The organism is Rhodococcus sp. WWJCD1, from assembly GCF_002258735.1.
GTDB lineage: Bacteria > Actinomycetota > Actinomycetes > Mycobacteriales > Mycobacteriaceae > Rhodococcoides.
This window is the reverse complement of sequence record NZ_NOXY01000025.1, coordinates 55,767-78,674: the sequence shown is the minus strand read 5'-3', so window position 1 is coordinate 78,674 and position 22,908 is coordinate 55,767. Positions and strand designations below refer to the sequence as shown.

19 protein-coding genes are annotated in these 22,908 nt (G+C 63.7%); 13 read left to right on the top strand and 6 right to left on the bottom strand.

The window, feature by feature from the left end; genetic code table 11:
• The first annotated feature begins 27 nt into the window (after positions 1-27).
• From CH286_RS17605 to CH286_RS17550, 12 genes are all read left to right on the top strand, one after another.
• Complete coding sequence (locus CH286_RS17605) at positions 28-1,746, top strand: PucR family transcriptional regulator (protein WP_094609943.1); 1,719 nt, start codon at positions 28-30, stop codon at positions 1,744-1,746.
• 21 nt (positions 1,747-1,767) lie between these two features.
• Positions 1,768-3,144 carry an amidase gene (locus CH286_RS17600; RefSeq protein ID WP_094609942.1) on the top strand — a complete coding sequence of 459 codons (1,377 nt, stop codon included), beginning with the start codon at positions 1,768-1,770 and terminating at the stop codon, positions 3,142-3,144.
• A 128-nt stretch (positions 3,145-3,272) separates the two neighbouring features.
• The gene (locus CH286_RS17595; RefSeq protein ID WP_094609941.1) at positions 3,273-4,415 is read left to right on the top strand and encodes an XdhC family protein; all 1,143 of its coding nucleotides are present in this window, start codon (positions 3,273-3,275) and stop codon (positions 4,413-4,415) included.
• Positions 4,409-6,073: a helix-turn-helix domain-containing protein gene (locus CH286_RS17590; RefSeq protein WP_094609940.1), complete on the top strand. Its 1,665-nt coding sequence runs from the start codon at positions 4,409-4,411 to the stop codon at positions 6,071-6,073. Before CH286_RS17595 ends, CH286_RS17590 begins: the two co-directional genes overlap by 7 nt.
• A 129-nt stretch (positions 6,074-6,202) precedes the next feature.
• Complete coding sequence (locus CH286_RS17585; protein ID WP_094609939.1) at positions 6,203-7,633, top strand: uracil-xanthine permease family protein; 1,431 nt, start codon at positions 6,203-6,205, stop codon at positions 7,631-7,633.
• 80 nt (positions 7,634-7,713) lie between these two features.
• Positions 7,714-8,637 (top strand): FAD binding domain-containing protein, encoded by a 924-nt coding sequence (locus tag CH286_RS17580; RefSeq protein ID WP_094609938.1) that lies wholly within the window; start codon positions 7,714-7,716, stop codon positions 8,635-8,637.
• Positions 8,637-9,275, top strand: a complete 639-nt coding sequence (locus CH286_RS17575) for a (2Fe-2S)-binding protein (protein ID WP_094609937.1) — start codon at positions 8,637-8,639, stop codon at positions 9,273-9,275. The genes CH286_RS17580 and CH286_RS17575 overlap by 1 nt, the downstream gene beginning before the upstream one ends.
• Positions 9,272-11,752, top strand: coding sequence for an aerobic carbon-monoxide dehydrogenase large subunit (gene cutA / locus CH286_RS17570; RefSeq protein ID WP_094609936.1), 2,481 nt, complete (start codon positions 9,272-9,274; stop codon positions 11,750-11,752). The genes CH286_RS17575 and cutA overlap by 4 nt, the downstream gene beginning before the upstream one ends.
• The gene (locus CH286_RS17565) at positions 11,749-12,414 is read left to right on the top strand and encodes an SRPBCC family protein (RefSeq protein ID WP_094609935.1); all 666 of its coding nucleotides are present in this window, start codon (positions 11,749-11,751) and stop codon (positions 12,412-12,414) included. Before cutA ends, CH286_RS17565 begins: the two co-directional genes overlap by 4 nt.
• 239 nt (positions 12,415-12,653) lie before the next feature.
• A complete protein-coding gene (locus CH286_RS17560) occupies positions 12,654-14,753 on the top strand; it encodes a hydantoinase/oxoprolinase family protein (protein ID WP_094609934.1) in 2,100 nt (699 codons plus the stop codon).
• Positions 14,753-16,684 (top strand): hydantoinase B/oxoprolinase family protein, encoded by a 1,932-nt coding sequence (locus CH286_RS17555; RefSeq protein WP_094609933.1) that lies wholly within the window; start codon positions 14,753-14,755, stop codon positions 16,682-16,684. Before CH286_RS17560 ends, CH286_RS17555 begins: the two co-directional genes overlap by 1 nt.
• A 9-nt stretch (positions 16,685-16,693) precedes the next feature.
• Positions 16,694-17,527 carry an SDR family oxidoreductase gene (locus CH286_RS17550; RefSeq protein WP_094609932.1) on the top strand — a complete coding sequence of 278 codons (834 nt, stop codon included), beginning with the start codon at positions 16,694-16,696 and terminating at the stop codon, positions 17,525-17,527.
• Positions 17,528-17,622: 95 nt separating this feature from the next.
• Here CH286_RS17550 and CH286_RS17545 read toward each other — a convergent pair whose 3' ends face one another.
• Positions 17,623-18,141 (bottom strand): hypothetical protein, encoded by a 519-nt coding sequence (locus CH286_RS17545; RefSeq protein WP_094609931.1) that lies wholly within the window; start codon positions 18,139-18,141, stop codon positions 17,623-17,625.
• A 333-nt stretch (positions 18,142-18,474) separates the two neighbouring features.
• Positions 18,475-19,308 (bottom strand): LysR family transcriptional regulator, encoded by an 834-nt coding sequence (locus tag CH286_RS17540; protein WP_094610016.1) that lies wholly within the window; start codon positions 19,306-19,308, stop codon positions 18,475-18,477.
• Between the two features lie 90 nt (positions 19,309-19,398).
• Here CH286_RS17540 and CH286_RS17535 point away from each other — a divergent pair, with 90 nt between their 5' ends.
• Complete coding sequence (locus tag CH286_RS17535; protein WP_255182699.1) at positions 19,399-20,091, top strand: SDR family oxidoreductase; 693 nt, start codon at positions 19,399-19,401, stop codon at positions 20,089-20,091.
• 454 nt (positions 20,092-20,545) lie between these two features.
• On the opposite strand, the gene CH286_RS17530 is transcribed toward CH286_RS17535, so the two are convergent.
• The 4 genes from CH286_RS17530 to CH286_RS28435 all read right to left on the bottom strand — a co-directional run bounded on the left by CH286_RS17530 (position 20,546) and on the right by CH286_RS28435 (position 22,772).
• Entirely contained in the window at positions 20,546-20,911 is a 366-nt protein-coding gene (locus CH286_RS17530) for a DUF6188 family protein (protein WP_094609929.1), read from the bottom strand.
• A 3-nt stretch (positions 20,912-20,914) separates the two neighbouring features.
• Positions 20,915-22,030, bottom strand: a complete 1,116-nt coding sequence (locus tag CH286_RS17525) for a hypothetical protein (protein ID WP_141215869.1) — start codon at positions 22,028-22,030, stop codon at positions 20,915-20,917.
• A 135-nt stretch (positions 22,031-22,165) separates the two neighbouring features.
• Entirely contained in the window at positions 22,166-22,513 is a 348-nt protein-coding gene (locus CH286_RS17520; RefSeq protein ID WP_176458278.1) for a WXG100 family type VII secretion target, read from the bottom strand.
• On the bottom strand, positions 22,464-22,772 hold the full coding sequence (locus CH286_RS28435; RefSeq protein WP_369597543.1) for a WXG100 family type VII secretion target: 309 nt from the start codon (positions 22,770-22,772) through the stop codon (positions 22,464-22,466). The genes CH286_RS17520 and CH286_RS28435 overlap by 50 nt, the downstream gene beginning before the upstream one ends.
• Positions 22,773-22,908: the final 136 nt, after the last annotated feature.

The following is a 22,908-nucleotide window of genomic DNA, read 5'->3' as shown; positions in this document are numbered from 1 at the left end:
GAACGGACGGCAACGTACGGTTGAACAATGGATGACATGGTCGGTGAACTTCGTCCACGAACACGAGACTTCCCCTCGTCGGCGAGCTATGCCCTCACTGTCGCTGAACTGCTCGCGCTACCCAGTCTCGCGGAGTCCACCCTCGTCGCCGGCGAGCGCGGTCTGGCGAATGTCGTACGACGCGTCAACGTCATCGAAGTTCCCGACATCTTGCCCTGGGTCAAGCAGAACGAGCTGCTGCTGACAACGGGTTTCCCTCTGCGACATGCTGATTCGGGTCGACCGTTCGGTGCCGGTGCCCTGGTGGAGCTCGTCGAAGGTTTGGCCGAGCGCGGCGCGGCAGCGCTGGGAGTCAAGGAGGGCCGGTACTTCGGGGACGTACCGGCCGCAATGATCGAGGCGGCCGACCGACTCGGCCTGCCGCTGTTCCTCATTCGCCGCGACGTGGGATTCGACGAGGTCATCTCCGAGGTCTTCACCCACCTCGTCGATCGGCAGGCGTGGGCACTGGACATCGCCGACCGAATGCATCGAGCACTCACCTCGATCGTGCTCGAGGGCGGAGACCTACCTCAGATCGCCGACGAGGTGGCCACACTCTTCGAGGCGTCGGTACTCATCTGTACTCCCGATGGCAGGGTGCAGGCCACGGCCGGCGCCGATGCCGATCTTGCTGCGCTCGAGGAGATGCCGCTGTTCGATCCTTCCGGCAGATTGCTCACCGAGCGCCTGCACGAAGGCCTGCAGCCGGTACCGGGCGACGACACGCACCGCATCGCGGTGGCACCGATCATCGCCGGCGGCACCGACCACGGCCTCATCGTTGCCGTGGCCGAGGCGCAACGCCTCGGACCGGTCACCATGCAGTCGCTCGAGCGTGCGGCCACAGTGGTCGCGTTGGCGGTCATCAAAAAGCTCGCAGTCTCTGCCGTGGAATCGAAGTTCCGCGGCGATTTTCTGCGTGACGTTCTCAACGGCGCTACCGAGTCTCCCGAACAGATCATCGAGTACTGCGCGCAACTCGACTGGGACGTGAACCGACGAATGGTCGTCATCGTCGCTCAATTGGACGAGATTGCCGAAGCGGCCGTGAGTAATTCGGTGAAGCCCGCGGTATCCGGACGACTACCCCAGGAACGGCTCACCGCAGCCTGGCAACAAGTGGTGCGCCGCCGCGATCGACGGGCACCCGTCGTCGGATTCAGCAACGAGGTCGTCACCCTCATGCCGGCCGAACCGGGCACCGAGCACGAGGTGGTCGACGATCTGATCGCGTCCGTGGCCGGCGACAAGGGCGGTGGCCGTAACTCGTTCGGCGCAGGGGTCAGCCGAGTCATCGACTCCGTCGCCGATATTCCACGCGCCTACGATCAAGCGCGCAAGGCCGTCATGGTCGGGCGACGCATGAGCGGTAACGGGTCGGTGGCACATTTCGACAGCCTGGGTGTGCACCGCCTGCTGTCCCTGGTGACCGATGCCGCGGAGTTGCAGGCGTTCGCCAGCGAAGTGTTGGGCTCACTCGCAGGTGACGATGCCGATGCTCTCGATCTGCGCCAGACGCTGCAAGCACTGTTGGATACCAACTGCAATGTCGCCGAAACAGCACGCGTGCTGCACTTTCACTACAACACCCTCCGCTACCGAATCGGCAAGCTGGAGTCCATCGTCGGCCCCTTCACCACCGATCCCATTCTGCGCCTGGATGTGGCGCTCGCACTGCGCGTTGCGGAGATGAAGGGCCTGTGACGTACAACAAGGAGATATCAAGTGCTCGAGGGACATTCGATCGGTTCCGATGCTCGCACGCTCGCCGCATCGGTGAGATCCGGTAGCCTCTCGGCTCGCGAGGTGATCGAGCAACACCTCGACCACATCGCCCGCACCAACGCCGATCTGAACGCGATCGTCACGCTGGCAGCAGACTCGGCCAGACGCGAAGCCGACGAGATCGACGCGCGCGTGGCCCGCGGCGAACCGGTCGGAGCGCTTGCCGGAGTGCCGTTCACGGTCAAGGATCTGATCGCTACCGCTGGTGTTCGTACCACGGCGGGCTCGTTCGCTCTGGCGAACAATGTCCCTCGCATCGATGCACCGGCCGTCGCTCGGATGCGCGCCGAAGGTGCAGTGCTGATGGGGAAAACCAATACCCCCGAGTTCGGTGCCAGCGGTCTCACGCACAACGACATCTTCGGTTACACCGTCAACCCGCTTTCTCCTGCGGGAACAACACTTTCGCCGGGAGGCAGCAGCGGCGGCGAGGCAGCGGCGATAGCGTCGGGCATGAGTGTGGTGGGACTGGGTACCGACTTCGGCGGCTCGGTTCGCTGGCCCGCGCACTGCACGGGCCTGTTCTCGATCAGGCCTACGCCGGGGCGAATCAACCCCGACGGGCAGTACCCCGGTGTCGTGAGCGATCACCGGGTGTTGACCAACCCGGCCACCATGCACGGCGCGGTTCAGACCGTCGGACCGATGGCACGCACCCTCGATGACGTGAGCGTGGTGCTGAAGGTGCTCTCGTCGCCGCAGTACCGGTGGATCGACCCGGCAGGGGTGAACACCAGCGATCTCGATATCCGTTGGGCGGCAGGAGAAGGAACTGTTCCGGTCGATGCGGAGATTCGCGCCGCCACCGAAGCGGCCGCCCTGCGCACCGCCTCGTCCGTCAGGTCGGTGACGCCCTACCAGGGCACTGCGCTGCGCGAGGCCGACGACCTGTTCACGCGAATGCGCGCCTGCGAAACGCAAACCGACATCGAGCAATACAGGCCCGCCGAATTCAGCGACAACATCACAGCGATCCTCGCCGCGGTCCGACCGACGTCGGCGACGGACGTCGAGGCACTGTGGGCTCACCGCGCCGAGCTGCAGCATCGGTTGCTGTCCGAGATGGGCGATGTGCTGATACTCCCGGTCGCGTCGATCCTCGCCCCACCGCTCGGGCAGACGAGCTTCGATGTCGACGGCACCGCATTGTCGTGGTCGCAGGCGTTGGCCAGCAGTCGAGCGATCAGCATCCTCGGTCTGCCGTCGGTGGTGGTTCCCGTTGCCACCTCGGAGAGCAGCCTGCCGATCGGTATCCAGATCATTGCTCGGCCGTGGCACGAACACCATGCGCTCGCCATCGCCAACGCTCTGGGCTAGTCCACGCGGACCGCGACGGCGACTTCTTACAACGACCGGCGTCGGATTTGGTCGAGTTCTGTTTCATGTCGAAGCAGCGCCGGCAACTAACGTGATGGGCATCACTCATCCAGTAGGAAGGCGGCGGCATGCGCGACATCCTCGACGATCTCGCCCCATGGCTGCTCGAGCGTGAGCCGTTCGCCCTCGCCACCGTTGTGCGAACCTGGCAGTCCTCACCCCGTCCGGCCGGGGCAGCGATGGCAGTATCGGCATCCGGACAGGTGATCGGCAGTGTCTCCGGCGGTTGTATCGAAGGTGCCCTGTACGAACTTGCCAACGAGGTTCTCACCGACGGCTACGCCCGGAGTGAGACCTACCGTGTGGCGGACGACGACGCTATCGGCGTAGGCCTCACCTGCGGCGGCACCATCGAAGTGTTCGTTCGTCTCGTCGACGGCGACGCCTGCGATTCTCTTCGGGAAGTGGCCGGCCGCATCGCCGCGGGCGAGCCGGTGGCCGTCCTCACCGAGCTGAGCGCCGGGGCACCGACGCGGTACGCAGTTCTCGGATCGGACCTCACCGTGGATGCGGGCTCACTCGCCGACACGCAGTCCGATGGATCGCCGCTGGGGCCGTTCGTTCGCGATCAACTGCACCGCGGCGAATCGGGTCTGGACATTCACCTGTCCGATGACAGCGAGCTCTCGATCATGGCGGAGGTCTTCGGCCCGCCGCCGAGGATGTATGTCTTCGGTGCCATCGACTTCGCGGCCGCTCTATGCCACCTCGGCTCGTTCGCCGGTTACGCCGTCACCGTCGTCGACGCCCGCGCCGTATTCGCTACCCCGGCCCGCTTTCCGGAGGCAGTCGACGTCGTCGTCGCATGGCCGCACACGTTTCTCGAATCTGCGCCGGTCGACGAGCGAACAGTCATCGCAGTGCTCACGCACGACGAGAAGTTCGACATTCCCCTCCTCGAGCGAGCGCTACGCAGCCGTGCTGCGTACGTAGGCGCGTTGGGAAGCAGGTCCACTCACCGCCGCCGCATCGAACTCCTCGGCGAGCGTGGGGTGAGCGAGACCGAGCTGGAACGATTGCACTCCCCTATCGGACTCGATGTCGGCGCGAGCACTCCCGCGGAAACCGCGGTGTCCATCGTCGCCGAAATCTTGAAGGTCTCACGCCGGGCCACCGGGCTCGAGTTGCGTGACCTCACCGGACCGATTCACCGAGAGATGCTGTCCGAAAACGAGAATCGGCCAAGCACACGGTCGGCCGTCCGGTGCTGACCTTGTGCGAGGATCAGCCGACGGCCACCACCGAAGCACTGCAGACCGTCGCCGACCTTCTCGGCTCGGATCTGCTGGCACACGCGAGGATTGCCGGAGGCCGTACCGGTCTCACTCGATCGGTAATCCGGGTGAACCACATCGAGGATCCCGGAGGCATGGCGTTCTGGCTACGATCGGGTGACCTCGTGTCCACGACGAGCGACACACTCGAGCACATGTCCGAGCCGACGGTGGCGTTCGTGTCCCGATTGCAGTCGATCGGCTGCGCCGGACTTCTCGTGCGTGTCGACGACGAGAGGGCCCTGTCGCCTGCCCTGTGCCACAGCTCGCACGAACTGGGGCTGCCGCTGCTCGAGGTGACCGAGGAACTCGACCCCGATCATCGACTCACCCGAGGCATACGTGAGCGCGCGAAGATGCACGCGCGCGCCATGTTTCGATCGGACCGATTGCGTCGGACCCTGACCGACGTGGCTCTGGCCGGCGGCGGGATGGAGGATCTGGCAACCGCGACTTCACGCGAATGCGATGTGGCCGTGTCGATCACCACGGTGGATGGACGAGAAATCACCACCGCCGGCAGAGACGAAGAATTGCAGGCCCTTCGCGGCAGCATCGCCCTCGATTCCACCGGGCGGCTCCGGACGGATTCCATCGACGGCGGCCTGGGCCTGCACTCGCACCAGAACAATTCCATTGCGGTGTGTGCAATTTCGGCGAACGGAACAGATCACGGGCGCGTGGTCCTGTTCTCCTCTCGACGGCCGCTGACGGAACCGGATCTGTATGCAGCCGATACCGCCGCCGGAGTGTTCGCAGTGGCAGTGGCCCGTGATCTCGCTCTGTCGGCGGTCGAGGAGAAACACCGTTCCAATTTCCTCCGCGATCTCCTCCTGGGCCGAGGCGGTGAACATGCCCACGCGGTCGCTCATGCCCGCCGGTTCGGTTGGGACATCGGCAGGCCCGTCGTCGTTGTCGCGATCGAACCGATACCTCGTCACGACGACCCGTCGCCCACCCGCAGGCCGCTGGTCGATCGGCAGATGGCGGCGTTTTCGAGCGCACTGGCGCAACGTGATTCGTCTGCTGCGATTGCTGCACTCGGCACCGAAACCGTCATCATCATGGGCAGTGGCCCCACTACGGTGTCGGACGTACACGAGATCGTCGAGCGAGTTCACGGCGACGGCGGTGGCGGTCGACAGCCCTTCACCGTCGGCATCTCACGGCCATGCACTGCAGTGGAAGACATTCCGGCAACGTACGGCCAGGCCCGCACAGCAGTGAAAGTCGGCCGGCGGATCGGCGGCGACTGGACCGTCACTGCCTTCGACGAGCTCGGCGTCTTTCGATTGTTGAGCCTGGTGGACAACGAGGACGAGCTCGAATCGTTCGCGCGGGAAACCTTGCACGATCTCGCGGGTCACAGCGCCGAAGCGCAGGACATGCGCAAGACCCTGGAGATTTTGCTGGCCACGAACATCAATATCGCGGAAACTGCTCGCGCACTGCATTTCCACTACAACACTCTCCGATACCGCATCACGAAGCTCGAAAAGATTCTGGGCCCGTTCACCGATCACGCCGATCTACGGCTCGATCTTTCCCTCGCACTCAAGATCATGGCGATGCGCGCCGCCGACCACCAGATGTGACGGCTGGGCCATCGAGCGCTTGGCAGATTGCGCCCATATCGACCGCACCATACAGCAGTAGCGTTGCACCACAACACTTTACACGCCCCACGAACCCCCTCGGTTCGGTACGTTGGAGGAAGGCTCGAAATGCCGATCTGGAAGATTCACGGAGACGGAAAGAACGTATTACCAGGTGACGTGGTCGCCCCGAACGAGCGATTGAACTGGGGCCGCACCATCAGCCTCGGCGGTCAACACGTCGTCTCGATGTTCGGGGCCACGTTCGTCTTCCCCATCATCATGGGCCTCAATCCCCAACTGGCCATTCTCATGTCGGGGTTCTGCACCATCCTGTTCCTGCTCATGGTCAAGGGCCGAATTCCCAGCTACCTCGGCACGTCCGCGGTGTTCGTCGGTGGCGTCGCCGCGATCCGGGCGCAGGGTGGCACCTCGGCCGAGGTCACCGGAGCCATCCTGGTGTCCGGTGTGGTGCTCGCACTCGCCGGCCTCGCCATTCACTTCATGGGCGGCGGCGTGGTGGTCAAAGTGCTGCCTCCGGTCGTCACCGGTGCGGTGGTCATGTTGATCGGCTTCAACTTGGCCCCCGTTGTCGCCAGCACGTATTGGCCCCAGGATCAATGGGTCGCTCTCGCAGTGATGTTCGTCCTGATCGTCATGAGTGTTGCGCTACGCGGATTCCTGGGACGCATCGCAATTCTGTTGTCTCTTGTCTTCGGATACCTGCTGTCGTGGATTCTCGATCTCGTATCCGGCCCCATCACGTCCTACGACGCCACGGCCGGCGAAGTGACCGAGCACTTCCGAGTCAATTGGTCGGGAGTCGAATCGTCGCAGTGGTTCGGCTTGCCCCCGTTCACCGACGAAGCAAACGGCATCGTGGGTATCCATGCACCGTCGTTCAGCCTGGCCTTCATCATTCTCGTGCTTCCCGGTGTCATTGCACTGATCGCCGAGAACGCCGGGCACGTCAAGGCCGTGGCCGAGATGACCGGTGACGATCTGGACCCGATGATGGGACGCGCACTGGCTGCCGACGGCATCGCGACTGCCCTGTCCAGCGGGGTCGGTGGCTCGCCGACGACGACCTACGCCGAGAACATCGGTGTCATGGCCGCCACCAAGGTCTACTCGACGGCCGCCTACACCGCCGCCGGAATCATCGCAGTGGTCCTGGGCTTCTCACCCAAGTTCGGTGCCTTGATCTCGGCCACACCGGGCGGCGTACTCGGCGGCATCACGGTCGTGCTGTACGGAATGATCGGCCTTCTCGGCGCGAAGATCTGGCGCGAGAACGGCGTCGACTTCGGTAACCCGCTCAACATGATGCCCGTCGCGGCGGGCCTCATCATTGCCATCGGAGACACCTCCCTCGTCTTCAGCGATTCGTTCTCGCTGAGCGGTATCTCGTTGGGCACCATCATCGTCATCGGGCTCTACCACCTGTGTGCACGCATCGCTCCCGCGCACATGAAGACACCGATCGACCACTCACCCACCCGTCGATCGGCCACCCGTGGAGGCACGACCGAGGTGGGGCCCCTAGAACCATTGCGGTAACGAGCGATTGCCACACTGAGGCGTGACGTTTGTCACCTCTTGACGAAACACTTATCGGCACAGGCAGGCAGGATCGGGATATGAAACCTTCGCCACTGAAATACCATCGACCTCGGTCGATCGAGGAGGCGTGCCAGATCCTCGCGGGCGTCGACGGCAAGGTCCTGGCAGGCGGACAGTCACTGATCCCGATGCTCTCGATGCGGCTGGCGGCCCCCGGCAACCTGATCGACATCACCGGCATCGCCGGGCTCGACGAGATCACCGCCTCGGCGCAGTCGGGTGTCACCTTCGCAGCGCTCGCCACGCACGCCTCCGTGGCCTCGAACCGCGCTGCTGCTCGGACACAGCCGCTGCTCGGACGGGCACTGCAGTTGGTGGCGCACCCGACCATCAGGAACCGTGGAACCACCGTCGGATCCATCGTCCACGCCGACCCGTCGGCCGAGATGCCTGCCGTCATCCGTCTGCTCGACGGTTCTGTGACGGTCCAGTCCGTGCGGGGACGCCGCGAAATCTCGGCGCAGGATCTGTTTCTCGGGCCCTTGGAGTCCTCACTCGAGACCGACGAGATCGCCATCGCGGCGACTGTTCCCGCGGCCCGGCCCGGAGTGGGCACGGCCATCGACGAAATCGCCCGTAGGCAAGGCGATTACGCACTCGTCGGGGTTGTCGCCCGCGCCGAGGTGAGCGAGGGCGGCGAAGTACGCAGCGCCCAGGTCACCTATGTTTCTGCCGGTGAGTTCGGTGAAGTCACCGATTTCACCGACGTCATCGCTGGGGCGTGCATATCCGACGCGCGTGATCCGAAGTGGAACGCACTGTCCGAAGCTGCTCGGCATCGCATCGAGACCGAGCCCGATATTCACGCCACAGCCGCCTACAGATCTCAACTCGTCGCAGCACTGACAGCACGGGTGGTGATGGCCGCCGCAGTCGACGGCGCATCCTCGATGACCACGCACCAGGCAGCGCTGCACATCGATTCCGGAGTGAACCAGTAATGACGACGACAGATATCGAACAACAGCTCGACGATCTGATGACCGAGACCGGCGAACAACACGTACAGGTGACGTTCACGCTCAACTCGACCAAACAAACGATCGTCGTTCCCGCCCGAACGATCGCATCCGATGCCATCCGCCACAATCTTCGCCAGACCGGCACCCACGTAGGGTGCGAGCACGGCGTGTGTGGTGCCTGCACCGTTCTGCTCGACGGTAAGCCCGTCCGGGCCTGCCTGATGTTGGCCGCCAGCCTCGAGGGCCAGAGTGTCACCACGGTGGAAGGTTTGGTGGAGCCGGACGGAACGCTGCACCCCGTGCAGCAGGCGTTCAAGGACTGCCACGGTCTGCAATGCGGCTTCTGCACACCAGGATTCGTCACCACCATCGCGGCGTTCCTCGAGGAGAACGACTCTCCGACGCAGGAAGAAGCCACCGAGGCCATTGCCGGCAACATCTGCCGGTGTACCGGGTATCAGAACATCAAGGCCTCGGTGCTGCGGGCCGCCGAGATCAAGCGCGAGAGAGCGGGCGAGTTCCCCCTCGGGCCGGACGACGAATCGAGCCGAGCGGCACTGGACCGGAAAGTACGGGGAACCACCAATCCCGTCGGCGGACGGATGGGCCGAGCATGAGCACCACCCGCACGGCCCCACCGCACACTCCGACCAACACTGCCCCGCTCTTCGGCCAACCGCTCTCGCGGTCCGAGGACACTCGGCTGCTGAGCGGCAAGGGCAAGTATCTCGACGACCTCGGACACGGCGCGCTGATTGCCGCCTTCGTTCGCTCACCGCACGCACACGCGCGGATCACCGGGATCGACATCGACGCCGCGCTCGCCATGCAGGGAGTGCACGCGGTCTACACGTACGACGATCTCGAAGCGGACTCACCCGAGATGGCCGAGGGCCTACCACTGCTGATTCCGCACCCGGCAATCATCGCCCCGCGCAACGGATTTCCACTGGCCAAGGACAAGGTCAACCACGTCGGCGAGGCCATCGTCATGGTCATCGCGCAGAGTCGCTACGTGGCCGAAGATGCTTGCGCCGCCATCGAGGTCACGTACGATATTCTCGATCCGGTCGTAGGAATCGAGACCGCTCGCACCGCGACTCGGCAAGTACACGACGATGTACCCGACAACGTTGCTGCGCATCTGCAGCACAGCTTCGGCGACATCGACCGCGAATTGGCGACGGCACCGCACCGAATCACTCTCAATCTCGACGTGGAGCGTTCGGCGGCAATGCCGTTGGAGGGCAAGGGTGTCTATGCGCGGTGGGACAGCGACGAGGAAACGCTGACCTTCTGGTCGTCGACGCAGACCTCCACCTCGGTGCGCGCGGCCGTAGCAGCGCGGCTCGGCATGGCAATGAACAAGATTCACTGCATCGCACCGGACGTCGGCGGCGGTTTCGGCGTCAAGATCATGCACCCGTGGCCCGAGGAGGTCATGGTGACGTGGGCCGCGCGTCAGTTGGGCCGAGCCGGCATCTCCAACGAGGTCAAATGGGTCGAAGACCGTCGTGAGCACTTCATCTCGAGCGCCCACGAACGCGCGCAGGTCCAAGAGGTCACGCTGGGGTTCGACGACGAAGGCCGGCTGCTGGCGTTCGACTTCACCGTCTGGCACGACAACGGTGCCTATCTGCCGTACGGCATCATCGTCCTGATCAATACCGCTACGCAGGTGCTCGGGCCCTACAAGCCGGTCTCGTTCCGCTGCAACGGATACTCGCTGTACACCAACACCGTGATCGTCATTCCGTATCGCGGGGCCGGACGTCCGCAAGGCGTCTTCGCCATGGAACGATCGATGGACGCCATCGCCCAGTATCTCGGCAAGGACCGGTTACAGGTACGGGAGAAGAATCTCATCAGGCCCGAGGAGATGCCGTACGACTTCGGTCTCATGTTCCAGGACGGTCGGCCGTTGATCTACGACACCGGCGACTACCAGGCCGGTATCGACAAGCTCAAGGCGCTCATCGACTGGGACGGCTTCCCGGCGTACAAGAAGCAGGCTGCCGCCGAGGGGCGGACCGTCGGCATCGGCGTCGGCGCGTATGTGGAAGGCACCGGCCCCGGACCTTACGAGGGCGCGCACGTTCTCATCGAGAACTCCGGAAAGATCAAGGGCGCAACGGGCCTGACCACGCAGGGTCAGGGTCATCAGACGACGTTCGCTCAGATCGTCGCTGATGATCTGGGCGTGTCGATCGCCGACATCGAGATCACCACCGGTGATACACGTCGATTCGGTTATGCCGTCGGCACATTCGCCTCCCGCGGTGCGGTCATGTCCGGTTCCGCATTTCACGTCGCGGCGCAGATGGTGGCCGAGAAGGCGAAGATCATCGCCGGTCGCGCTCTGGACCTGGACGTCGCCGAGCTGGAATTGCGCGGTGGCTACGTGAGCAAGATCGGCACCGAACCGGGAGCCGAGGGCACCTCGATCTCCCTCGGAGTGGTTGCAGTGCTGTCCAATCCGCTGCGGTACGCGTTCGACAAGGAGTCCCGGCAGGCGACCGGATTCGCGAAGATGGGCACCGACATGTCCATCCCACCGGTGCCGGAGGGCGAGCAGCCCGGACTCGAGGCGACGGGGTACTACTCTCCCCCGCGGTCGACGTTCGCGTCGGGCATTCATGCCGCGATCGTCGAGACCGACCCGGTAACTGCGGAAATCCACGTCGAGCGCTACGCCGTCGTCCACGACTGCGGCAACGTCATCAATCCTCGAATCGTCGAGGGGCAAATCCACGGTGGTGTCGCGCAGGGAATCGGCGGCGCACTCTACGAGAAGATCGTGTACGACGAGCACGGGCAGCTGCTCAACGCCTCGTTCATGGACTTCCTGATGCCCTTCGTGACCGAGGTTCCCGACACCATCGAGATGGACCACACCGTCACCCCGTCCGGACTCAACCCACTGGGAATGAAAGGTGCCGGTGAAGCCGGCGTCATTCCCACCACTGCCGTCATCGCGGCAGCGGTCGAGGACGCCGAAGGCTTCCCGATCACCTCGATGCCCATATCCCCGTCCGACCTCTACGAGCTGCGGCTGATCCACGCGGGCGCCCAGACATCCCAGGAGACTTCATGAGAATCGCAGGCACCGCAACGCTGACCGCACCTCCCGCCGAGGTGTACGACAGCATGCAGGACGGCCGAGTACTCGCCGCAACCATTCCCGGTGTGCAATCGCTCGAGCAGTTGAGCGATGACCACTACAAGCTCTCCATCACGGCCGGGGTCGCAGCGATCAAGGGCACGTACGACGGTGAAGTGCTGCTCTCGCAACAGAATCGGCCCGAGTCGTTCGTCATGACCGCCTCCGGTGCCGGCGCGCCGGGCACAGTGCGCGCCGATGTCACCATCAAGCTCGAGCAGACCGAGAGCGGCGGCACCCTGCTCAGCTACGACGCCGATGCTGTGGTCGGCGGAATGGTCGGCGGTGTCGGGCAGCGCATGATCACCGGTGTCGCCAAGAAGATGGCCGGGGTGTTCTTCAACGGACTCGACGGCGTCATCGCCAACGGGGTGCCCGATCCGGCCGCACCGGCCGAAACCTCACCCGCAGGCGCAGCGGGTGGCTCCATCGCACTTCCGGTCGCTGCGGCAGGCGGTTCCTCCGCCGTTGCGGGCGGTCCCGCTGCGGCGGCGTCGGTCAAGGGTGCGCTGATTGCCGCCGCGGCGGGCGCGGGTATTGCCTTAGCCGGAGTTGTCCTGGGCAGCGTGCTCACTCGCTCGTCGTGTAACCGGTAGCTGCAGCGTCGTAGACAGAAGGCCGCTCACCCCCAGCGCGGGGTGAGCGGCCTTTGTCGTTGCAAGTACTGCCAATTCGACGGTCCTTCAGGGCGCGCGGAGCTCAAATGTGCGGCCGGAGTTTGGCACCTTGTGCCAAAGATTGTGACGCGCATAACGGGTCGAATATGAGTACACGTCAGGCACCCGCCGATCCGAGCTTCGGACGCGTGGCCTACGAACCATACTGAGGAGGAAGCGTGGAACCACGAAAGATTCGGGTCGGCATCGACACCGGTGGCACATTCACCGACGTCGTCGCAGTGGACGAGGAGTCCGGTGCCATGGTGACCACCAAGACACCGTCGACTCCCAGTGATCCGGCCGAGGGATTTCTGACGGGCATCGACAAAGTGCTCCGGCAGCTGGGCGTCTCGGGTGATTCACTCAGCGCCGTCAGCCACGGCACCACCGTCGCCACCAACAAGCTGCTCGAGGGCAAGGTCGAGAACCTGGGCTTCATCACCACCGAGGGCTACGAGCACGTACTCGAGATCGCGCGCCAGTCGGTACCCGACGGCTACGGCAACTCGTACTTCTGGGTCAAGCCCGATCGCATCGTGCCCGCGCACCGCGTCCGCACCATTCGCGGCCGACTATCGTTCGACGGCAACGAGATCCGCCCACTCAACGATGACGACGTCCGCGCAGCAGCCGCGTTCTTCAAGGCCGAGGGTGTCAAGACGCTGGGCGTCTGCCTGGTGCACTCCTACGCCAACCCCGACCACGAGCAGCGTGTCCGCGACATCCTGCTCGAGGAGTACCCCGAGGCGACGGTCTCCATTTCCACCGAGGTTCTGCGCGAGTACCGCGAATTCGAGCGCGCCATCACCACCTTGGTCGACGCGGCCGTCAAGCCGAACATCCGCTCCTACGTCAACAACATCGCGAACCGGTTGCGCGAGTTCGCCACCGAATCCGGTGACGCCCGCGAAGTGCCGTTCTACGTGATGAAGTCCAATGGCGGCGTCCTGTCCGCCAAAGAGGTTGTGCACCAGCCCATCACCACCGTGCTGTCCGGTCCTGCGGCCGGCGCTCTCGGTGCGGCCCTGGTAGCCAGCGCCGCCGGTGTCGAGCAGGTCCTCACCTGCGACGGCGGAGGCACCTCCACCGACGTCACCGTCGTGGTCCGCGGCGAGCCCGCCTTGACCACCGAGGGACGCGTCGGAAACTACCCGTCGAAGATTCCGATGATCGACGTCGTCACCGTCGGCGCAGGCGGTGGATCGATCGCCTGGATGACTCCCGAGGGCACGCTGCGTGTCGGGCCGCATTCGGCCGGAGCCGATCCCGGACCCATGTGTTACGGCAACGGCGGTTCCGCTCCGACCATCACCGACGCCCACGTTCTCCTCGGACGGATACCTCCCCACCTGCTCGGCGGCGAGATTCCGCTCGATACCGATCTGGCGCGCAAGGGCATCGAAGACCTGGCGCACCAGCTCTCCCTCGAGGTCGAGGCCTGTGGCACCGGCATTCTCGAAGTGTCCGCCTGGAACCAGGCCAATGCGTTGCGTCAGATCTCGGTCAAGCGCGGACTCGACGTCCGTGACTTCACGCTCGTCACTTTCGGTGGTTCCGGTTCGCTGCTCGCCTGCCGCCTCGTGGACATCTTGGGTCTGAAAGACGTTCTGGTGCCGCTCAACCCGGGCAACGTATCCGCCTTCGGCCTGCTCACCGTCGACGTGCGCAACGACTACGTGCAGACGCATGTCAGCCGCCACGACCGTCTGCGCGCCGAGGACTTGGAGTCGGAACTGGCCGTACTCGCTGCGCGCGCCGACGAGGCACTCGCCGGTGAAGGCTTCGCTGCCGAGGATCGTCGCTACGCACGCTCTGCCGACCTGCGCTACTTCGGGCAGGCCTTCGAGGTACGCGTCCCGATAGCCGACGGTGAGATCACCCAGGCGAGTATCGATCAGGCCGCCGAGGCCTTCCACGAAGCACACCGCGAGCTGTACGGCTACGACTTCCGCGGCGATCACAGCCAGTTCGTCGAGTGGGTCAACCTGCGGGTCAGCGGAATCGGCCCCATCAAGCGTCCTATGCTGTCGGAGATCGCCGCCGGCACCGGAGCCGAAAGTGCCCGCACCGGAACGCGTCAGGCGTACTTCGACGGTTGGCACGAGACCGCCATCTACAGCCGTGCGGATCTCGGTGCCGGTGACACGATCACCGGCCCGGCCGTCATCGAAGAATTCAGCTCCACCGTGCCGATCGATCCGGGCTTCTCGGCCCGCATCGACACGTTCGGCAACGTCCGCATCACCCGCACTCTCGACTCGAACGGAGCGAACTGATGAATGTCATCGACAAGGTGAACAACAAGCCCTACCGACTGTCTCCGGTCGACGCACCTGCGCCCGATCCCGTTCTCGTCGAGATCGTGGCCGGTTACCTCGCGAGTGTGGAAATGGAAGTCGAGACGGCCATCTCGCGGACGTCGCGATCACCGATGATCCGCGACGCCCACGATTTCCGCGCCGGCATCCACGACCGCAATCTGCGCAAGCTCACCGGCCGTTCCTACTCCGCACTGGTGCATCCGGTTGCCCGCGACTTCCCGCTCGAGACCATGAAGCCGGGTGACGTCTACTTCCACAACGACGTCTATCTCTCCGAAGGCGGCATCGGCCACCTGCCCGACCTCTGCGTCACGGTACCGGTGTTCGCGACCAAGCCCGGCGACACCGAGCCGTCGGTCGTTTCGTTTGTCCAGGCCTTCGGCCATCACGACGATATCGGCGGCTGCTGCCCCGGCTCGATGCCGTCCGGCGCGACCACCGTGTACGAAGAGGGCCTGATGGTTCCGCCCATCAAGCTGTGGGATCAGGGCGTACCCAACCAGGCTGCGTTGACGATCATGACGCGCAATTCCCGGATGCCCGACGCGTTGGCCGCCGATCTCGACGCCGAATGCTCTGCATGCCTCATGGGTGCTCGGCGGATGACGGAGCTGTACGAGCGGTACGGCGTCGACACCGTCGAGGCGTGCTTCGACTCGATGATGGATGCGACCACCGAGATCTACCGTCGCGAGATCCTGAGCAAGATCCCCAAGGGTGAATACACCTGGGAGGACTACGCCGAGCACGATGGCGTCGACGAGCCCATGTTGCACGTTCAGCGGATCACGCTGACCAAGACCGGTCCCGAGGACGAGGGCGGCGAGCGCCTCATCCTGGACTTCACCGGAACCGGACCGCAGGCCAAGGGCCCGATCAACCACTGTGGTGATTACGCCGACGGAAACTTCCTCGCGAAATGGCTTGCGCCGGTGCTGCGCAACCTCGCGGACTCCCCCGAGCGGATGGCCGAGCTCGACGTCAACGAGGGCGTCATCCCGCTGATCGAGATGAAGTTCCCGGAGAAGGGCACGCTCATCACCCCGATCTTCCCGGCCCCGACCAACGCTCGGACGTTCGTCATCCTGCGCCTACTCGGTGTGCTCGCCGGCGTTGTCGCAAAAGCGGTGGACGGCAACATGCCTGCCGATCAGGAGACCATCCGCTACACCGGTGTGTACGGCGATGACTTCGACGGTAACTCGTACCTCATGCGTGAGGTACTCGGCGGCGGCTCGGGTGGACGGCACTACGCGGACGGTGAGGACACCATTCACGTCGTGCCCGATTCCCGGAACCTGCCCACCGAGTTCACCGAGAGTCGCTTCCCGTTCATCGTCGAAAAGCTCGGCCTGGCCAAGGATTCCGGTGGTGCCGGACGCTACCGCGGCGGCCTGGGCTACGAGAAGCACATCCGGATGCTCAAGGACGCGCATTTCATGTCCATCGCCGATCGCTCGATTCTCGCGTGCTGGGGAGTCAAGGGCGGCAAGGCCGGCGGATCGTTCTCGGTGACGCTCAATCCGGGGCAGCCGAACGAGCGTGAGTTCGACGCGCTGATCGATGCCGAGCCGATCTTGGCGGGTGACACCATCCGCATCCGTACCACCGGTGGCGGCGGCTGGGGTGATCCCCTGGAACGGCCCATCGAGTCGGTGGAGCAGGACGTGCTGTGGGGCAAAGTGTCTCGCGAGTTCGCGGCCAAGGACTACGGCGTCGTCATCGAGGACGGAACGCCGACCGCTGATGTCGAGGCATCGGAGAAGCTGCGCGCCGAGATGCACAATGCTCGCGGCCTCGATGAGCCGTTCTTCGACCGTGGGCCCGGCTACGAACGCCTGTCCGGTGGCGCGAAGTTCGCCGAGTACGACTTCATCGATCGCTGAGATTCACTGATGGAGCTTGATGCTTCCCGTGGCACCGACATCGCGATCGTCGGTGCCACGGGCAAGACCGGACGAGCCGTCGCCGCCGCACTCGACGGTGTGGCGGTGGTACGGCGGCTGAGCCGTTCAGCACCGGACTATGCAGTGGACCTGGAGACCGGTGAAGGACTTGTCGAGGCCCTCACCGGGTGCCGCGGAGTGTATTTCATTGCCCCCAACGTGCATCCGGATGAGCCTGCTCTACTGTTGCGGGCGCTCGAAGCGGCGGCGGCGGCAGGCGTCGACCACGTCGTTTACCATTCCGTGGCCTGGCCGTACAGCCCGCGGATGCCGCACCACATGGACAAGGCTCGCTGCGAGGAGGAGCTGCGTGCCTTCGGTTCGGAGCGGGGCCTGCACTGGACCATCCTGCAGCCCTGCGCTTATGCGCAGAACTTCGAGGCAGTTCTGACCGGCTCGTCGAGTCTCGTTGTGCCCTACAGCCTGGACACGAAGTTCTCGTTCGTCAGCCTCGAGGACGTGGCCGAGGTCGCTACCCGGATTCTGGTCGAGGGCGGGGACATCCACCATGGGGCGACATACGAACTCGGTGGACCGGAGATATTGAGCGTTCGAGATGTGGTGCGTCTGGTCGAGACGATGACGGGCAGGGCGGTGTCGATAAATTCCGTTGGTGTTGACGAGTGGATGAGCGTTCACGAACCCGAATTGAGTCCCGATGCACAACAGCGTCTCTCGGCCATGTTCGAGTACTACAACGACCGGGACTTCCTGGCCAGTTGCACTGTCACGGCCACCTTGTTGGGGAGGTCCCCGACGCCGATTCGCGCTCTGGTCTTATAGCCTTCGCGCGCAACCGACTCCTCGGGAATGCGAACGGCACGTCCGGCTCGACGGGACGATCGGTCTCCCGGCCAGGCCTCGGCTCTTCATCGAATCTATGCCGCGGCTTCGTTGGTGTGCACACGAAAGCTATGCGTCTCCTCAGCTCTGATGCGAGCCATCTCGGATACCGTCCGCGACGCCCGATGCTCGCTGACCAGGAATGCAAGGAGAACGAACGGCGACAGAAAGCACAGCGCAACTGCGGGCCAGACGGCGTTCGGAACGCCGACGAGCGCGAGACCCGAAGCCACGACAACGGCTGCCAGCGTGATCGCGTAGAGAATCTCGATGTAAATTACCCGCCGATTGCTTCGATAAAATGAGAACCGAGCGAAGACACGTGCTACCGCATGATGCCCGTCCATTTCGCGCTCCTGTGCCTCCATGACGTACCCGTCCTCCCGCAACCTCTTCGCTTGCGCGAGGGCCAGGTCCCTCTTGCAAAACGCTTCGTCGATCAGCGTCGACTTCGTATCCCTCAGGAGGTACTTCCACACGCCGAACATCGCCGCAGGCGTCAACGCGGAACCCAACATCAACCAAATTCTCTCGACCACAGCTGCCCCGTCCATGCGTTTCCCCGATCGTTGACGATTTGCTTGACTCGTCCGAAACCGTATCTGCAGGGTCTGACAAGGGTGCGTGTCCCGGACGTCAGCTGCTGATCGTCTCCCACGATGCTCACTACCTCGTCCTTCGGCGCACGAAAAGCATTCGCGCAGTCGTGAGTTGAGTGCGGTCGGATCCATGATCCGCATCGAATCGGAATTTCCGGAGGACCCGGGTTTCTGCCACATCTCGCCCTTTCCATTCCTTACGGGGAACGTGCCCACCCAGAAAGAACATGCGGAGGCGGTCCCAAGCGTCGGTTGGGCCAGAATCGGCACGCCAGGGGCGGCAGTCCGTCACTCGAACGCAGCACCGCCGGCCGACCGGACCAATGCCGATACCGCTGGCGATCGGACTCCGGCCGGCCATGCGATAACCGTCGTGATCATCGGCGCATCAACGACAGGTACGGCCACATGCTCGGGCCACTGCCACGCGCGACTCGACGCTGGAATCACCAGCAGCGCCTGACCGAGCGCGACCAGTTGGGCGATCTGTGATTGAGCACGCACCTCAGGCCCGGGCCCTTCCGGATAGGTCCCGTCGAGCTGCGGCCATCGGGCCATCGGCAGATCCGGAACGTCACGGATATCGTCCATGCTCAGTTCGTCTTTCGAGGCCAAGGGGTGATCAAGCGGAACGATCGCGACCTGCCCCTCGGTGAGGAGGTCCTCGGAGTCGAACCCGACGAGGTCATCGACGGGGCGATGCATCAACGCCACGTCGGCGTCACCTCTGCGAAGATATTCGGCCTGTTCACCGACCTCGCACAACACGACATCGACCTTCGCGGGGTGCGCTTCGAGAACGCGGCTTAGGAGCTCGTGGGACGCACCGGCTTTGGTCACCAGCTTTACGACGTTGCCGGCGCTTCGAGCTCGTTGCGCTGCCGCTGCGACGGCGTCGAGTGCCGTCACAGCGTCCCTCAGGAGCACGGCACCGGCAGCAGTGAGTGCGACTCCGCGACGATTCCGATCCAGGAGGGCGACGCCGAGTCGGCGCTCCATCCTGCTGATCGCTCGTGAGAGCGGTGGCTGGGCGATCCCCAGGCGTTGCGCTGCGCGTCCGAAGTGCAGCTCCTCGGCAACGGCGATGAAGTACCGGAGTTCGCGTGTTTCGAGATCGTCCACTCCGACAGCGTAGTTGTGATACCCGTTGAGTATCACTGGTTGGTGGATCGGTATTGGACGCTCCTGCGTTCGACGCCGACCATGGACTGCATGACCACGAAGACCGCGCTGATAACCGGCGCCAACAAAGGGATCGGCTTTGCTATCGCATACGGACTCGGACTGCAGGGAATCAGAGTAGGAGTCGGGGCACGCAATGATGCACGACGACAGGATGCGGTCGACAAGCTTCGTGCTGCGGGCATCGATGCCTTCGGAGTCCCCCTCGATGTCACGTCGGACGAGAGCGTTGCCGCCGCAGCGGACACGATCCACGACCTGGACATACTGGTGAACAACGCAGGCATTTCCGGCGGCGACCAACAAAATCCGACGACGCTCGATATCGACGTGCTGCGGACTACGCTGGATACCAACGTTTTCGGGGTAATCAGAGTGACGAACGCACTACTTCCGACGCTCCTTCGGTCTGCCTCACCACGCATCGTCAATGTCTCGAGCAATATGGGCTCGCTCGCGTTACAGACCGGCCCGATAATGGCGGCATATGCTCCATCCAAGACCATGGTGAACGCGATGACCGTGCAGTACGCACGGCAGCTCGTAGACACTGCGGTGATCGTGAATGCATGCTGCCCGGGCTATGTGGCAACGGATTTCACCGGATTTGCATCCGCTCGCACGCCGGAGGAGGGTGCGCGCATCGCACTTGAGCTCGCCACCCTGCCCGACGACGGCCCGCGGGGCGGATTCTTCGACGACGCCGGATCGGTGGCCTGGTGAGGCTTTTGGTGCCGACCTGATGACCGCCGACGGTGTCGAGGGGGAACGTAGGAGACCGCCCCCTCCTGCTTCCCTCGCGCCCGTCTGCGGTCCTCCAGGGTGAAGGCCGAAACCGAACACGCATCGACACCGGCCGATCGCTTCCGATGCTGGTAGTCAGCCAATGAATCGAAGGCCGCCGTCATCGCGGCGCTGATCGCTCTGCTCTCGACCTCGCTGATCTCTCTCGCGCTCAACCGATTCGACCCGAGACGCCGCTGATGAGCAGCACTCATTGGCACGGTTGTGTTGATCCTGGTGATGCCATTGCCGCGCACCATCGCCCTGCAGTGGTTGGAAACCCGTATCACCTCGAAATATGGCAGTCGGTGATCTAGTCAGGCCCAGGCAGGTTCGTCAGCCGATTGGCAGACCGGCTCTGTCTTCGAGACCATCTTCGCCGGTCCGGCTCCCTTCACTCCCAGACTGTGAGCCCGCCGCCGGCCACACTGACCGCCTTGAAGCCTTGGGGTGCCGCCACGGTCCAGGCTTCGAAATCGGGGTCGAAAGGAACTACAAGGCTTGCCCGGTCGGCAAACTCGATTCGAAGGTCGCCGTCGTCGGAAGCGTGCGCACACACGACCTGTCTGCCCTCGAGACGCCTGACAGCGGCGTTTTCGGACAGCTTTTCGTCGGGCGCACCTTGGAACCCCTCGGACTCGGGTTCATCGAGCCGAAAACTGGATTCGATGCGCAACTCGTAGTCACGATTTGTACGCAGCGCTAGGGAGAACCCGAACTCGAGAGACACGATCACTTGACCTACCAGAGGAATGTCCACGTGCTACCACCCTCTCGGGACTGAAAATGAGCCGTCCGGCTCGATGGGAAAGTGAGTCTCCGGGTTGGGCCCCGGTTTGCCGTCCAGGTTGATGGGCTGACCGTGTTCGTTGTAGTAGCGAACATACCCGTTCGGGTACCTCGCAGTCGGATCCATGATCCGCATCGAATCGGAATTTCCGGAGGATCCCGGTTTCTGCCACATCTCGCCCTTTCCATTCCGCACGGGGGAACGTACCCACCCAGCGGGAACATGCGGCGGCGGTCCCACCTGGGCAGGCTTCGTCCGCCTTCCCAGATCCTTGATACGTCCTAAAGTTGCACGCAGTCGCTTGAGGTCCTTCGCGAATTCAAGCCTGGTACCCACACCTTTGGCGGATTTCCAGAGAACGATTGCATCTCGGACGATCTTGCCGTATTTCAGGACTGCTCTGGCCGAGGCACCAGCACCAGCAATAGCCCCGGCCCCAAAGGTGATGAACGAGGCCGCGATTGCCACGGCTACGGTTACCGCAAGTTCCTTCGCAAGATCCTTGAGGATCGTCTCGAGATCATCACGCAGTTCCACTAACGACGCCTTGTATTCGGCGCACGCGTCGCGCAGCTCAGCTGCTGCGGCGATCAAGTCGGCTGCCGCTGTGCCCAATTCTCGTAAGTCCTCATCGATGAATTCGACGTCGGGGCCAGTCGTATCGGCGAACAGCGCCGCCGCGGCTGCGAGATCCTCTGACAGATTGTTCGATCCACTGCCCGTAGCGAGGACGTTCCACGCGCCCAAGGCGAGCTCCAGTTTGGCGGTGTCACCGTCTGGAATTGGTATTCCGATCTCCCCGACCAGCCCGAGACCGTCGTCGAGCAGCCCTTCACCGGTTCCCCCTGCCGCCGGCGCTGGTGTGAAAACAATCGTTTCGATGTAGTTCGGTCGCTCGGGCATGGTCGGCGGGCCACCTGACTGGCCGGCTGCCCACTCCGCGACGGCGTAGTTGAAGCCGGCCTGGGTCAACACGTCACCGTAGTTTTCGATTGCTTCGACCAAATCGTTTGCAACCCAATAAAAGTCGCTGACATGTTCATCGTATCTTCCGGCCCAGGTGACACCTTCGGTGTAGGCACCTGCCATCGAGCCACACTCATCCAGCACACTCCCCGCGGAGCGCACTGCGTCGCACAGGCCCGATGCCACCCTGAAACACACATTGGCAGCGGCGTAGTAGGTGTCGGGATCAAGATGAATATTAGTCGGAGCCACAAAATTTCATTCCCGCCCAAAAATTTTCAGGTTTGTTGCTACGGCATCCGAATACTGGTGATGGGCGTTTCTGAGGCGCGCCCGAACATCGGAGATGTCGTCGGTCAACTCACTCACTGCGGTATGCCAAGCAAGGTGCCGTTCGGTGTAGGCGTCAGCTGCCTCACCGGTCCAACACGACCTCACACTCGCAGCCTGCGCGGACAGCTCAGCCACGTTTCGATCAACAGACTCGATCAACCCGTCGAGCCGCGTGACCAAAGTTTCGAGTTCACCCAGTTCGACGGCGAACTCAGCTCCGGGTTCAGTCAAGGTCGAGAACCGATACGCGCAGCGCGGCTGAGTCATCTGCATCGACATAGTCCCGAGTTGCTCGATCGAGCTCGACCGCGATCAAAGCGAGCTCCTGCGTCACAACCCGGGCACGACTACACACCAACTTCCAGTGAGCATCGAACGCACTACCAGAAGCACCGACCCAACCATCGGCCAGACGTTCGACATCAGTTTGCACCGAACCGAGTGCGCAAGCCAGTTCATCGGCAACACGGTAGGTCGACCGGCACAGATCGCGTAGCTCCCCCAGCACCGCCGACAACGGTTCAGACCCCATCGATACTTCCCCCCACCCAACGTCGAGCATCTGTATGACATATCGAGCCGCTGCCCGTTAGACGTAGCAGCGCCGTTCGCGGTTCCACTCGGATGGCAATCGAGAGTCTGCAACGAGTGACACTGCAGCCGGCCGT

Bases quoted from the DNA above. Each gene is read 5' to 3' on its own strand.
- CH286_RS17605 (WP_094609943.1), top strand. From the start codon at position 28: ATGGATGACATGGTCGGTGAACTTCGTCCACGAACACGAGACTTCCCC.
- CH286_RS17595 (WP_094609941.1), top strand. From the start codon at position 3,273: ATGCGCGACATCCTCGACGATCTCGCCCCATGGCTGCTCGAGCGTGAG.
- CH286_RS17585 (WP_094609939.1), top strand. From the start codon at position 6,203: ATGCCGATCTGGAAGATTCACGGAGACGGAAAGAACGTATTACCAGGT.
- CH286_RS17580 (WP_094609938.1), top strand. From the start codon at position 7,714: ATGAAACCTTCGCCACTGAAATACCATCGACCTCGGTCGATCGAGGAG.
- CH286_RS17575 (WP_094609937.1), top strand. From the start codon at position 8,637: ATGACGACGACAGATATCGAACAACAGCTCGACGATCTGATGACCGAG.
- cutA (WP_094609936.1), top strand. From the start codon at position 9,272: ATGAGCACCACCCGCACGGCCCCACCGCACACTCCGACCAACACTGCC.
- CH286_RS17565 (WP_094609935.1), top strand. From the start codon at position 11,749: ATGAGAATCGCAGGCACCGCAACGCTGACCGCACCTCCCGCCGAGGTG.
- CH286_RS17555 (WP_094609933.1), top strand. From the start codon at position 14,753: ATGAATGTCATCGACAAGGTGAACAACAAGCCCTACCGACTGTCTCCG.
- CH286_RS17550 (WP_094609932.1), top strand. From the start codon at position 16,694: ATGGAGCTTGATGCTTCCCGTGGCACCGACATCGCGATCGTCGGTGCC.
- CH286_RS17545 (WP_094609931.1), bottom strand. From the start codon at position 18,141: ATGGACGGGGCAGCTGTGGTCGAGAGAATTTGGTTGATGTTGGGTTCC.
- CH286_RS17535 (WP_255182699.1), top strand. From the start codon at position 19,399: ATGACCACGAAGACCGCGCTGATAACCGGCGCCAACAAAGGGATCGGC.
- CH286_RS17525 (WP_141215869.1), bottom strand. From the start codon at position 22,030: ATGGCAGGTGCCTACACCGAAGGTGTCACCTGGGCCGGAAGATACGAT.
- CH286_RS17520 (WP_176458278.1), bottom strand. From the start codon at position 22,513: ATGCAGATGACTCAGCCGCGCTGCGCGTATCGGTTCTCGACCTTGACT.
- CH286_RS28435 (WP_369597543.1), bottom strand. From the start codon at position 22,772: ATGGGGTCTGAACCGTTGTCGGCGGTGCTGGGGGAGCTACGCGATCTG.